The sequence below is a fragment of the Flavobacterium sp. HBTb2-11-1 genome, assembly GCF_009826975.1.
Taxonomy (GTDB): domain Bacteria; phylum Bacteroidota; class Bacteroidia; order Flavobacteriales; family Flavobacteriaceae; genus Flavobacterium.
The window spans coordinates 276,437-291,313 of sequence record NZ_WUMO01000002.1; the positions used below are offsets into that span (position 1 = coordinate 276,437).

Sequence of the window (14,877 nt, forward strand, 5' to 3'; positions counted from 1 at the left end):
TTAAATTTTTAAAATTCGCTTTTAGTAAATCGGGATGAGAATTTAACCTCATCCCTAATGCAAACTTATTTTACGACAATTCTAGCCGTCTGGCCTGTTTTAAGGCTTTTGATGAAATAAGATCCAGAGGGTAAATCTGAGACTGGAATCTCAGTTTCAGAACCTATTGCATCAACCTGCTTAACCATAAGTCCGCTCATGCTGAAAAAAAGCAATTGATCAAATTCTGCACTCGATTTTAAGGTCACTTTTTCAGAAGCCACTGTTGGGAAAACTAAAAACTCTCCCAGCTTTTTCCAGCGCCCGTAAAGCGTGAAATTATCCTTTTGAGCAGTGCCAAAACCTGTTATTTCTTTTGCGTACAAAGCATCAGCGTACCATCCTAAAAAGCGATATCCAGAGCATTGCGCCTCTTCGAGCGTAAAAGAAATTCCCGTTTGTGCGCTTGTTTTATTTGGATTAATAGCCCCCGCAGGCAGATTCAAATATGAAACGCTGTAAAAAGTCGGCGCTTCATTTGGTTTATTGTTTCCCCCCACTCCCCAAAACGCATAAAAGGTCTGGTTTCCTGTAGCCGTACCAGCAATCTCTTTAATTGTATTTGGCGTGGTAGCCGAAGCTGACCATCCGTAAAACGTATAATCCTTTAAGACAGGAACCGGCAATGCCAATGCTGTACCTTCTGTGTATTCTATCGGAGTTAAATCAGAAATAGCCTTTCCATCAATTGAATTGAAATACGAAACACCCGATTTTACAATTGGTTTTGGATCTGGTTTGTTGTTTCCTCCTTCGCCCCAAAAAGCATAAAAAGTTTGATTTCCTGTTGCAGTCGCCGGAATTGTTTTTAATAGTCCAGGTGCTGTCGCTGCAGCTGACCATCCAAAGAATGTATAACCTTCCAATTTTGGTGTTTTCAAGTTCGTAATAGCGCCTTCCATGTATTCGATTGGATCAAGTGTTATGGTTTTTCCATCAATAGAATTGAGATAGTTTATTTGTGAAAACTTCGCTTCTGCTTTCAGCCATCTTGGATCTCCCAATGCTCCTCCTTCTAAAGAAGCTTTCGCTAAAGGTGAATTTTTAGAGAAGCTAAAGTTTCCTTGCAGCGGATTCGGATATACCAAAGCAGATATTCCCAAATTACTTAATGTCTTACTATTAGTTTCAGCCACTGTAACCGATCCTTTAACTAATTGCGAAGAAACACCAACAAGAAGGTTGTTGTCTATCAATAGTTTTCCTGCTCCTGCCGCATTATTAGAATTGAAGAGATAAATAGGTTTAGCATTTTCTCTTTCGTCCTGCATGATATTATTTTTGAAAGAATATGTCGACGCGGCACTGTACTGATTGTCAACAAACACAAAACCATTTCCGGTTTGATTTCCAGAGTTGTAAATGGTATTACTTTCAAAAGAAACATTTATTGTTTGGACAGTCGCATTTTTATTTTGAAGAATCAAGAAACTATTCCCTTTCTCATAATTAAAAATAGTCGAGTTTTTAACTAAAATCGAATTTACAATATGCGAGTCAGGCTGAATAAAACTTCCTCCTGTTGCTGCGCTTCCGTCAATAATACAGTTTTCTAAAGCAATTTTCGAAATAGGACTTTCACTAGCCCCATCAGCTGCTAATAAACTTTGTTTGATTCCTTTTATAGTGGCATTTTTAATTTCGAAACTTGATAAACTGGCACCTTTTTTCAACTGAAGCAAATCTGTTCCAGCATTTGTCAAATCAAAATCAACACCATCAAAACTGAAGCTTCCTGAAACAATTTCTGGGTTTTCTGAAGCGAAAGATGCTGCGAAAACAGGTTTTGCATTGGCATCTGGAACAAAAGTATATTTATGGTTTTTAACAGCAAGATCAGCTGAGGCTGTATAAGTACCGCTTGCCATTATGAATTTTGATCCGTTTTCAGCAGCATTGTATTTTTCAACAAAATTCTGAGGGTTTACATAAACATCTAAACTCCCGTTTTGGTTCTCTGTAATATGATTTACAAGACTGTTAATGTAAACCTCAATGTTGGTATACTTGCCGTCAATCGTTTTTAAATTGCCATCTGCTGAACTGGCAGGATTTAATCCTTTTTCTGTTTCCCATTTATCAGGCATACCGTCACCGTCTGTATCTGTTGGAGCTTCTCCTGAAGGCAGTACCGGCCATCCGCCTGTTGCTGAAGGCGTATCGATATAACCGTTTGTGCTTCCATTTCCTCCATTCATAATACTAGCTTTGCCAGAACGCGTGTCGTCTACCGCTCTCTTATCGACAGCATCTCTGTATAGATTCGCTCCTGCATTTTCCAAAACCAATTCATATGCTTTTGTTGCGCTATGAGTTGTAATTTCGCCGAAAGCGTGGGGTGCACTGATTTTCAATGCAGCTTTATCTGCATCGCTTACAGGAAGCTGGCTGCCATGAAATTGGCTGTAAACCCCGTATGTCCAGTTATCCTGCGTTGCTCTTTCCGATCCTACCACAAAATTTCCATCAACAAAATATTTCCCCCAAATTCCGTATAATGGCGAAGTTGCGTCTAAACTTCTTCCTGTTGATAGAATACGTTCTTTTGTCGAGTTTGAAGTTCCAGGTCCTGGTTTCCAATAATTGTTTACCAGATTCACATTCATCGCATCTCCGCCATAACAGCTGTTTCCGCCCCAATTGTAAATTACGTTATTACGAATGTCCACCAAATCTGTTTTAGCAAAAATATCATTCGCATATTCTCCCAACCTTGGATTTCGGCTGTCATGGTGCGCTAACAAATTGTGGTGAAAGGAAGCATTTTTACCTCCCCAAACACCGCCATATCCGTGCGCACCTTTTGCGTGGACAGAATTTCGAAGACTTTCAGAAATAATGCACCATTGCAAAGTAAAGTTTTCATTTTGATAAAAAGAAACACATTCGTCCGTTGACCAGCTCATTGAACAGTGGTCTACGATAATATTTTTTTGAAAACGTCCTCCCAAAGCATCATTCTCCACATCGTGAGTATCACCCATTCTAAAACGCAGATAACGCAGAATAACATTATTTCCTCGCACCTTAACATTATAATCTTTTAGAGTGATTCCGCCGCCTGGAGCTGTCTGCCCTGCAATAGTGATATTATCGGTAATATTCAGTTCGCTTTTCAATTCAATATTTCCTGACACTTTAAACACAACAATTCTAGGTCCGGCCTGACCAATCGCATCTCGAAGCGAACCCGCTCCCGAATCATTCAAATTGGTAACATAAATTACTTTTCCGCCACGGCCGCCAGTTACATATTTTCCATAACCTTCAGCACCAGGAAACGCAGGAACAACATCATTGTCCCCACCTGCTGCTTCTTTTTTGACTTCGATTTTTCCTTCTCCGTTAAAAAACTCAGGATTTGTCGTTTTATCGTAAGTTCCCTCTTTAAAATCTATTCCATTAATAGTAAGTTTTTGAACATTTAAAACAGTATTCAACGACGCTTTCCCATTTTCTGTGATATTTAGATTTAAAGTGGAACCAGCTGCTCGTTCATGGCTAAAAATAACATAATTATCCTGACCGATTTTAATAGTCCCAGAGCCAAAAGCATTTGCAGAAGCGCCTTCAATTACCGTTGGATAATTTAATGTTGGAAATTTTGTGCTTTTCTGTGTAAGATCCCAATTACCGATAAATTCGCTGTTATCACCTTTAAGAAGCAGAGTTCCTGTATTGGCATTCACTCCCTGACCAATATTTAAAGGCGAAATGATTCCGTCTCCTGAAACAGGCCCGCTTAAAGTCATTATGGTTTGATTGGCAATACCAGAAATCATTTCGAATTTTACATTTCCAGAAATAACCATTGGCGCTTCTAAAGTCATTCCCGCACCGCTTGTATTGTAATATACTCGCGTTCCTTCTTTAAAAGTCAGGACGCCTGTAGCTTTGTGAGCACCTCTCAAGCGAAGTGTCCCTGCGCCAGATAAAGTCATATCCGCAGGAAAAACTGTAGCTGTTGTTTCAATTTCCTTGGTACAGGAAACGGTTTTGCCTGCAATTGGCATAACAGCTGGATTATAGTTTCCTGCATTATCCCAGCTTTTGTTCACAGCAGCTGTAAACTCATAATCAAAATTAGAAGGTGGCGTAACTTCATTTGGTTTATTATTTCCTCCAACTCCCCAGAAAGCATATAAAGTCTGGTTTCCTGTTGCTGTGGCAGCAATTTCATATAAAGTATTTGCTGTATTGCCAGAAGATGACCATCCATAAAAAGTATATCCTGCTAAAGTTGGAGTTGGCAATTTTACTACTGTACCCTCAGTATATTCTGTTGGCGTTAAACCGACCAGAGCTACTCCGTCTATTGAATTTAAATACGTAATAGAAGATTTAGCTGCTCCTCCATTAGTAGCCATACTGATACTATTCAAATCGCTTAATCCGCCGTATTCATTTGCTGCTTGCACGGTATACGTATAAGTTCCAGCAGTTGTTGAAGCATCTGTAAAAGTAGGTTCGATTGTAATGCCTAAAATTTTACCTTCTTTACTGATCACATAACACATTGCATACGGATTTTCATCCCATTTTAAGGTGTTAGCAGCAGATACAACAAGATTTGAAGGTTTTGCGATTTGCTCCACCACCCTACGCGGATCCCATTTGTCTGTTCCGCTTAGTACATTTTCAATCGTAAATTCATCAGCTTGCGCTTTAGTCAAAACAGGATTATAATTTCCTGTCTGTGCCACGCCATTTACAGTAAATATATTGGTTCTATTGTCGGTATTCACAGCAACTCCATTTGCGTTAACGCTATTATATTCGGCAAAAAGTGCTGGCACTGTTCCCATACTTGCCCAACCAGCCGTATTGGGTTCAGTCATCATTTTTGTATTCAGATAAACTGCTCGTGGTGCATTTTGCCAAGGACGTCCCAAATAATAGCTTGTAGCTGCAGAAATCGTGTTGTTATTGAAAATATACCCGTATTGCGTAGCCGTATCATGATTTGGAGCTACAATATAACCGGAAGCAACCGAAACCAATTTACAATCTTCAAACCAATGCGTTCCTCCACCACAGATAAAATCAACATCTCCTTCGATTGTAGATTTATAGTAAAAACTTCTTTTTCCTCCCGTTACCTGCGTATCCTGTTTGCTTCTAAGTCGAACTCCATTATAAACATTTCGATCTCCTGCGGGATTCAAAGCAGGTCTTTGTCCAGAAGTTGTGATTCCATCCTTGTGTTCGATGGTTACATTTTCCATATACAAATCATTGGCTTCAATAGAAAGAACAGCGTTTTTAATTCCCCAACCTGGGTTTCCTTGGAGAATTACTTTGTCTTTAGATTGTGCAATTAGCGAAACGTTATTCTTTCCTGATGGTAGCTTTAAAACTACATCCTGCGGATTTGTGCCGTCTCCACCCAAATTATAAGTTCCGTTTGTAATTAATACAAAAAAACGTGACGCCGAATTACTGGGCGCGGCATTAAAAGCTTCTGCAATTGTTTTTACATATTTTCCTGAAGCAATCTGATCTGCTGTAGCATCTGCATCTACAATTAAATCAAATTTACGTTTTGTTGGAATTGGCTTTTCCATTGTTTTAAATGACAAAGTAAGTGCTGAACCGTCATTTCCGGAAAGATCTTTTACAAATCCTGCTGGGAGCGTAAAAGTATATTGTTTGTTATATTCTAATCCGAAATAGCTGAATTTTACTGTTTTGTTTACAAATTCGGCGTTTAGGTTTTTGCCATTTAAAACAGCATTTCCCGTTCCTAACTGAACCTGTTCGTCATAATTTAAAATAATGCTTCCATTGGCTGCCACAGAACTTGCTGCCTCTGACGGAAATGAAGATTCTAAAATTGGCGCAACATTATCTGTAATCAAAACTTCATCGGCTTTTATCATTAAATTGGACAGAATTGTTGCTGTAACATCAATTGCCGAACCGTGTTTTGGTCCGTTTATATTTGGAAACCATCTTAAATAGATTTTTTCTTTTCCTTCGGCTTCAGTAGGAAGAACTCCGCCAATATTGGTAATTGTTCCTGTATTGATAGTCGTTAAAGCCGAAACATTTACAAAGTTTACCCCATCTAAGGAATACTGAAATGTCCACTCATCACATCCATAATAATAGCCTAATAAACCCGAAGCGACATTTATATTTTTATAGCCAACAGTTGAAAGTGTAGTCATAAAATAATAAAAATTCCCTCTTTCGGTATTCCAGACGCAAAACCCGTTCTTTCCTCCTCGATTTTGGAGTCTGACATTGGGAGCAAAAACATTATCTGCCAAATTATAGGCAAATAGCTGCGGTCTGTTTTCTACCTTTGAATACAATTCAGCCACTCTCGGATTTGCATATTGATCATTCTTAAATGTCCATCCTGCAATAAAAGTCTGATTAGCATAGGTTCCTGTAACCGTTTTATCTTCATTCATCACTACAGAAGTGCTTAATGACGTAGATCCATCAGCCCAGTTGCTGAATTTTATAATATCGTTTTCCACTGCCGTAACCTTAACATTGGTTCCGCTTTCGTAAACTGAAAATGCACCATCTTTTCCCGCAGGAGAAACAGTATAATCACCTAAACCAAAAGCTCCGTTTACATTAACATTTAAGGCATAAGTGGCTACTGTCTCGTATTGAGCAATAAGTGTTGCGTCAGCATTTAGAGTATAAGTTAACGGATTTGCTGTTGAAACAATAGCTCCTTTATCATCTACCCATTGCTTAAAATTGTAACCAAAATTTTTATTGGCAGTGAGTTTTATTTCGGTTCCTTTTGCAAATGTAGTTCCAGCAGGATTAAGCGTAACAGTTCCAGATGAGGCCGGATTGACATCTACAGTCAATTTGTGCGTCACAGCATTTGGGTTGTCAGTTACTTTTTCGAAATAATCTACGTTAAACAAATATCCTGTTCCAGGCCCAAGAAAAACAAGATACAGATCGTATGACCCCGTAGTTGGCGTGATGGCTGCCGAGAACTTCTTGTAATCGGTAAAGCTTGTGCTTCCTGAGATCGTTGCAGAACCAATTAAAGTTCCTGTTGCAGAACCTAATCTAAATTCGATTGTTCCGCCAGTAGCTCCTGCTGCAGCAATATCAAAACGGGTAACAAACTCGGTAAAATTAACTGCATTAAATTTAATCCAAGTATTGTTCTTAATATAGCCGACGTTTCCGCCTCCCGAACGTGCAGCATTGGTTTCGGCTCTTGCTCCCGAAGCTTGGTTAAACGTTTCGGCTTCAATTTTCTCAATAGTCTGAGAAAACCCCATTACTGTAAAAAGTACGAGGAATAGATGAATAAAAAATTGTTTTTTCATTTGGTTTAAATATGGTTTTAGTTAGTAATAGTTTTCAAAAGACTTTCTTCTTATTTTTCAAATTCTTTTGATGCTTTATATAAAGTTTTAGTTTAATTCTTTCATTCCCTCAAAAACTAGTCTTGCCACTTCTACGGCTCCTTTAGTCTGAAAATGTGTGTTATCTTTTTGTCCTTCCGGATACGCTTCATATAAGCCTCCTTTAAAGTTCATAAAGTAATTTTCACTCACATAAGGCTGTCCTTTTTTGGTAAAAAAATCGATTGATTTTTGGTTTAAATCAATGCATGGCACACCCAATTCTGTAGCTACATCTTTCACTGCCTGCGGATATAAGCCATGTACATTTTGCAGTTTTCCTTCTTTCCACGGAAAGTTTCTCGCCACAGGCGTAATCAAAATTGGCTTTGCTCCTTTTGCTCTTGTCTGTTCTGCAAAAAGCCTTAAAAATTCCTTGTAGCCTTCAATATTGACATATCGTTCAGGCTTATCTTCGGCGGCATCATTATGTCCGAATTGCATTAGAACTAAATCGCCTTTTTTTAAATTTTCGTAAACCGAACGCCATCTGCCTTCCTGAAAAAAAGTCCTAGTGCTTCGTCCTCCTCTAGCCCTATCGTCAACAAAAGCACTGTCAGTTTTAATCAGCTTATTAATTTTCGTCAGACTGTCTTTTACTAAAAACTGTTGAAAAACCTGTCCCCAGCCCGTGACTGGATAGCGGGTTTTCATATAGTCTTTTCCTTCTTCATAATTGTTAGCATAATCAGCCACGGTCGAGTCGCCAATCAGATAAACCGTTGTTTTGGATTTTGGCTTTATAAAAGACATTACAGCAAATGCTAAAGCCATACAGAAAATTGAAATAATGAATCTTGACTTCATAATTCTTTATTTAAAAAAACGTGAGTTAAAAATTGATCTATATACTGAATAGTCGGTTCAAACCAAGGATTGAAAAGACAAAAGGTGTGCGGTGAGTTTTCGAATTCATGAACCTCAGAATAGATTCCGTTTTCAGTTAAAATTTTTCTGAAATCGTCTCTCCCAGCGTGCATTCTAGGAATCGAACTATTAATAAATAAAATTGGTGGAGTTGAAGCGTTTGCATAAGACAGCGGAGAAGCGGCTTCCCAAAGCTTCAGATTGTCTTTTTTAGAATAGCCAAACCAATAAGTTCCTGCCGAAACAGTTTTAGCATCATTTCCTTCGCTGCTTTCAGGATGCGTAAAAGATAATGTTCCGTCAATATCAACTATCGCATTGACTTGAGATTTTGAACTTGAATTTGTCACTACTCCTTCAAATAGAGGCATATTGCCTGTTACGCCCATAAAGGCTGCTAGTTCTCCACCAGCAGAAAATCCAAGCGAAACAATTTGATTTGGATTAACGCTATACTTATCGGCATTTTCTCTTACCCAGCGAATTGAAGCTTTAATATCGTAAACCGCTGCAGGAAAAAGGGCTTCTGTAGAAAGTCGGTATTCTGGCGTAAAACAGATATAACCGAGGCTTGCTAATTTCTGCGCCATCTGATGATGCTGTTCTCGGCTCCCAGATCGCCATCCTCCCCCGTGTATAAGAATAATTGCCGTCTGCTTTTCTTTCTTATTTTTATTATAAAAAACATCCAGTTTCATTCTACGTTTTCCATAACTGCAATAGACAATGTCATTTTTCTGTACAACCTCATCAAAATGCATTTCGGAAACAGGAGAAATATTAGGAAAGTATTTCAATGTTTTTTTGAAGGCGCTTCTATTATTAAAAGAAGTGTCTCTAACTTGAGTCAATCCTTCCAAATATTGCGCGTCCATCTTTTGAAGAAACAAGATCCAGACCCAAATAAATACTGCTTTTAATTTTCTTCTTTGAAATTTCATTCTTTATTTATTTAATCGATTATAACTTCTAAAAGATGCCTTATAAAGACTTCAATTCGGTTTCCAATCTTTGAAAATAGCTTTCATCGAATATTCCTTTTCAACTTGTTCTGCTGACAGCTGATGCGACCAATTGGCTCTCGATATAGCATTTGCTCCTGCTCCAGCAGATTGATATTCGGCATAAAAAGCTGTTTTTTCAGCTTCAGGTTTTCCCCAATTGTGCCAGCCTGATGGTTTTATATGCGAACCCATTTCACATTTAATAAAAACAGTTTTAGCATAATTTCTCCAAGGTCTTCCTAAGAAGCAAGAATTATCTCCCGAATTTGCAGTCAGTTTGCAGTTTAGGAATACAAATCCGTATGGATTGGATTCTGGCGTATTGGCAGCGGTAATATAAGAGCCTCCTTTTTTAGAGAAGATTTCACATTGGTCAAAAATTGCGGTCGAACCTCCAAAAATGAAATCAGTTGTTCCTTCGATATAGCAGTTTTTATAATACTGTCTGCTTGCACTTTCTCTCGGATACAAAGTATCCTGAAAACCTAAAAATTTACAATTGTCAAAAATGATCCTATCACCATCAACTCGAACTGCCACCGCCTGCCCGACAGGACCAGATGAATTCTCGAACGTAATATTCGCCGCTTTAAAACCATTTCCTGCAATAATAAAACTCGCAGATCCCGAAGTTCCAATCGTTCCTCCGTTGCCATTCGATTTGGATGCATAATCATCATAGGTCAGCCTTACATTTTCTCTGCTCTCTCCTATCAGCGTAACATTATTTTTGTTTAAGGCCAATTCTAGTTTCTCATTGTAAATGCCATTTTTTACAAAAATTTTAGTTTCTGATGTTTTAAATAAAGGAACTGAATTAAACGCTTCTTGAACAGTTTTGAAATCTCCTTTTCCGTTAGCATCCACAACAATATCGTAGGACTTGGTTTCTTGAATATTATTTCCAAAAGAAACATTGACAAAGAAAATCGAGACTGCTAAAAATTTAAATAGTATCATTTTTTTATGTTTTAATCCACCACTTTTACTTCGCTTTTAATCGATTCTAATACTTTTAGATCTTTATCCATAACCATTTTTTTACCGTTGGTTTTTAATGAAATATCTTTTGTTTCTAAACCTCCAACCCAGAACAGCTGATTTTCTCCCGCTGATTTCAAACCATCGAAACTCAAATTTTGGCTATTAGAAAAACTTACTGCGATTCCAGGTTTGTCTAATCTTAAATCAATATTTCTAAACTTGATTTTGCTCGCATAATTTAACTGAACCCCAACATCTGAACGGATAATCATATTTTCAAATTCGATGTTAGTAACTGGCATTTCTGGAATTCCCATAATTTTTAAAGCCTGAGCCGCACCGTTAACATAAATGTTTTTGAAATACATATTTTGAAATGCAGGTGTCTCATCGGATATGGCTTCTTTTGCGACCGTTATTTCGCCTGTTGTTTTGTCTTCTGCTAAAGATTTTCCGAAATAATACAAGTTAAAATTGATGGCGTCTGTCGGAATATTATTCATGCGAATATCTTCCATCCAAATATTCTCCACTACTCCGCCACGACCACGCACAGATTTAAAACGAAGTCCGCAGTCTGTTCCATTAAAGGTCAGATTCTTAGCATAAATATTTTTAACGCCGCCAGACATTTCGCTTCCAATTGTAAAGCCTCCATGCGCATGATACACCACACAATCAGCAATTACAAATAACTCAGTTGGTTTTGCGCGGTCTCTTCCTTCTTTGTCTTTTCCAGATTTTATGCAGATTGCATCATCTCCAACATCAAAACGGCAATTGGTTACCGTTCCGACACGGCAGGATTCTAAATCTAAGCCGTCACCATTTTGAGAATACCAAGGATTGCGAATCGTTAAGTTGCGTAAAGTTAGATGTTCGCACATTAACGGATTGACATTCCATGCAGGAGAGTTTTGAAATGTCACGCCGTCTAAAAGCAGTTTTTTGCAATTGACCAAACTAACCATTACAGGACGCAGCGCTTCCTTGTAAGGCTCCATATTTTCTACGGTTTCTTTTTTAGGGAGTTTATCCCTTTCCTCATTACCTTCATAAGCTCCTTTTGAAGGATACCAGATTTTACCGTCTTTAGACAGAACGCCACCAGATTTCACCAATTCGTCCCATTGACCAGCAGTCATTTTTCCAATTTTAACAGGTCTCCATACAGCGCCATTTCCATCAAAAATTCCCTGACCTGTAATGGCAATATTTTCTAAGTCAACTCCCATAATAGGCGATTCGCAGCGAATCACTTTATTTCCTTCAAAATAAGACTCTATCAGTTTGTACTGCTTTAAATCGCTTGTAAAAGAAACAAAAGCACCATTTTGAGTATGCAGATTTACATTGCTTTTCAGTTTTATTGGCCCTGTTGTCCAAAGTCCAGCAGGAATTAGCACAACTCCTCCGCCCGATTTAGAACATTTTTCAATTGCCAAATTAATAGCATTTGTACAAAGCTGTTCTGTATTTGGAACTGCGCCAAAATCAACAATATTTAGCGTATCACTTTTGAACTTTGGAATTTGAACTTCTGGCATTTTGAAGGGAATCTTCATACTGGAACTATCTCTATTTTCTGTCTCTTTTGAAATTCCTTTCTTTTGGGCTATACCAGAAAAAGCAGTGAACCAAAAAGCTATTATAAGAAGTGTGCTTTTAATTTTTATCATAATCCATTGTAATTTTGAAACATTATTTTTTGTCTATAGCCTTTTGCAATTCGATGCAAGCCAGAACATAAGGCCCAACAGCTTTGGCATCATCTTCTCTGATAGGTTCAGAAATATAGTATTCGAATGAACCATTTCTATCTTCAGGATTTTTGCCTCCTAATCCCGCAACTGCACAGCATTTCGAAATTGAAATACTTCCGTCTGCACTTTCTTTTATAAATTCTTTTTGAATTCCATTAAAACCTTTTTTTGCCGATTTCAGAAACTTTTTGTCTACATAACCTTTGTTGTATGCTTTGGCAAAAGAATATACAAACATCGTCGAGCAAGTAGATTCCAGATAATTGCCTTTTCTGGCAGGCAGATCCATTACTTGCCACCATACGCCTGTCTTAGAGTCTTGAGCTTTTAGAACCGCATCAAAAACCTTTTGAACAATTTTGATTAAGTCTTTTCGTTTTAGGTGATTTTCTGGAACAAAATCTAAAATATCAACTAAAGCCATACAATACCAGCCTTGTGCTCGCCCCCATACATGCGTGGAAGTTCCGGTTGTTTTGTTTGCCCAGAATTGCACGCGTTTTTCATCATAACCATGAAAATTCAAGCCTGTTTTAGCATCAAAAGTGTGTTTCTGAATCAATTCGGCTTGAAGGATAGCATCATCAATTGCTTTTGGATCATTGAAAACTTCTCCGTATTGCGCTGAAAAAGGATCAGCCATATAAACGCCATCAAGCCACATTTGCCACGGATAGCTCTTTTTATGCCAATAGCCTCCATCAGAATTCCGTGGATGTCCTTCTAATTGTTTGCGCAATACATCCATTGCTTTTTTATAGCGCGAATCATTTGTCTTTTTATAAATTTCAAAAAGTATTTTTCCAGAATTTATCAGATCCAAACTGTATTTCTCTAGCTCATAACCTCCTAATATATTTCCTTCTTTATCAATTAACTGTTCTGCATAAGAAAATCCGTAATCCCAATATTTCTGATTTTTGGTATAATCATACAATTTCTGATTGGCAAGCGCTACCAAACCATTGGTATAATTCCATTTCGGATATTTTACACCATCGAGGAACACTGGATTTGGAACCCGTTTCTGATCGGAATCGGCCATCTTAATTGCCCATTCTATTGGAGAGCGCTCTTTTTTATCTTCTGATTTTGATTGTCCTACTGAAATCAAACCAGTAAGTAAAATAAAAAAGCAATATTTTATTTTATGTTTCATAGCATCTTAGTTTTCTTCAACTCTAAACCAATCATAATCGGCATAACTGCTGTCATTTATAGTTTTCGATCCTGTTGCAAAAAGTCCAATTTTAGCTCCAACCCATCTTCCAGCGCTTGGCTTGAATGATTCTCCCAGTTTTTTAAAATTCTTTCCATCAACGCTGTAGTAAAAAGTGACTTTAGCATCAAAAGGTTCTTTGTTCTGAACCATTTCTACTTTTGCCCGAAGGCTCACTTCTTTTTTATTCACAGGAATCGATGCAATTTCTTTCTCCAAATCTTTAGAAGTTCGGGCATTTTTCATAGACCTCTGCACTAAATTTAAATTGCCTGCTTTATCCTGTTCAATTGCGATATAAGCATAATCTTCACCAAATACAATCAAACCAGAACCGCTTACTCCTGCATCTGGATTATTTTCGAAACTCAATTTTGCTGTTGCTGTAAAATTGGCGCCAGGAAATTTTTGCAACAAAAGATTCGGCATCATCCACATGGTTTTTATTCCTTCTTTTTTTGGAATACAATTGAGACGCATAAAACCAAGATTTGCAGAAGACCAGCCCCAATGTTCTGCAGGATTCTGATTGGCCTGCCATTGCCATTGCAATCCCAATTGATGGCTGTTAAATTCATCAGAAGAAACTAATGGCGTTGCTGAATAATTTTTCCCTACGTTTGGTTTTGTCCATTCCATAGCAGGCTCCCCAATTCCGTCTTTATTAGCATCTTTTCCCATAATTGGCCAGCCGTCTTTCCAAGTTACAGGCTGCAAGTGCACCACACGCCCGTATGCCCAACGATCTTGAAAATGCAAAAACCATCCGTCTCCGTTTGGCGTTTCTACATAACCGCCTTGATGTGGCCCGTTTACTGGCGAATCACCTTGGTGCAAAACCACTTTATACTCATAAGGTCCCCAGACATTTTTGGAACGCATTGCCAATTGCCATCCGGGTTTAACACCTCCCGCAGGAGCCATAATCCAATAGTATCCTTCACGTTTATACATTTTTGAGCCTTCAACGGTAGTGTGGCCATTATGCCCGTCAAAAACTAAAGCAGGATTTCCAATGAGTTTGGTTCCGTCTGGTGCCATTTCAGATAGCATTAAAACTGTTTTCACATTGGCGCGGCTTCCTGCAAAAGCATAAGACAAATATGCTTTTCCGTCTTCATCCCAAAAAGGACAGGTATCTATAATTCCTTTTGCTTCTTTTACCAAAACAGGCACTTCCCAAGCACCGGCTGGGTTTTTAGTTTTTACCATGAATATCCCAAAATCTGGATCTCCCCAATAAATAAAATACTCGCCATTATGGTAACGGATAGAAGGAGCCCAAACGCCGTCGCCGTGACGAACTGTTTGATAATGTTCTACAGGAAATAGATTTTGCAATGCATATCCAACCAATTCCCAATTTACAAGGTCTTTAGAATGAAGTATCGGAAGCCCAGGAACGCTATTAAAACTAGATGCTGTCATATAATAGCCATCTTCTCCGATGCAAACATCTGGATCAGAATAATCTACATGCAATATTGGGTTCTTGTATTTTCCATTTCCCAAATCAGCATTCCAGCCTTGTGCGCTTGCTCCTAAATACCAAAATAATCCTATGGCGAATAGTAATTGTTTGAATTTCATTGTATTAATTTTTATTATAT

General features: G+C 38.1%; 7 protein-coding genes. All 7 read right to left on the bottom strand.

The features are described from left to right. Positions 1-65: 65 nt before the first annotated feature. The gene (locus GR162_RS06355; RefSeq protein ID WP_160781422.1) at positions 66-7,352 is read right to left on the bottom strand and encodes a pectinesterase family protein; all 7,287 of its coding nucleotides are present in this window, start codon (positions 7,350-7,352) and stop codon (positions 66-68) included. An 87-nt stretch (positions 7,353-7,439) separates the two neighbouring features. Beyond that, a complete protein-coding gene (locus tag GR162_RS06360) occupies positions 7,440-8,237 on the bottom strand; it encodes a rhamnogalacturonan acetylesterase (RefSeq protein ID WP_160781423.1) in 798 nt (265 codons plus the stop codon). Next, positions 8,234-9,238, bottom strand: coding sequence for an alpha/beta hydrolase (locus GR162_RS06365; RefSeq protein WP_237421298.1), 1,005 nt, complete (start codon positions 9,236-9,238; stop codon positions 8,234-8,236). The genes GR162_RS06360 and GR162_RS06365 overlap by 4 nt, the downstream gene beginning before the upstream one ends. 51 nt (positions 9,239-9,289) lie before the next feature. Beyond that, a complete protein-coding gene (locus GR162_RS06370) occupies positions 9,290-10,261 on the bottom strand; it encodes a pectinesterase family protein (protein ID WP_160781424.1) in 972 nt (323 codons plus the stop codon). Positions 10,262-10,272: 11 nt separating this feature from the next. Beyond that, on the bottom strand, positions 10,273-11,964 hold the full coding sequence (locus tag GR162_RS06375) for a glycoside hydrolase family 28 protein (RefSeq protein WP_160781425.1): 1,692 nt from the start codon (positions 11,962-11,964) through the stop codon (positions 10,273-10,275). Between the two features lie 22 nt (positions 11,965-11,986). Then, positions 11,987-13,207 carry a glycoside hydrolase family 105 protein gene (locus GR162_RS06380; protein ID WP_160781426.1) on the bottom strand — a complete coding sequence of 407 codons (1,221 nt, stop codon included), beginning with the start codon at positions 13,205-13,207 and terminating at the stop codon, positions 11,987-11,989. Positions 13,208-13,213: 6 nt separating this feature from the next. After that, positions 13,214-14,857 carry a glycoside hydrolase 43 family protein gene (locus GR162_RS06385; protein WP_160781427.1) on the bottom strand — a complete coding sequence of 548 codons (1,644 nt, stop codon included), beginning with the start codon at positions 14,855-14,857 and terminating at the stop codon, positions 13,214-13,216. Between the last annotated feature and the right edge of the window lie 20 nt (positions 14,858-14,877).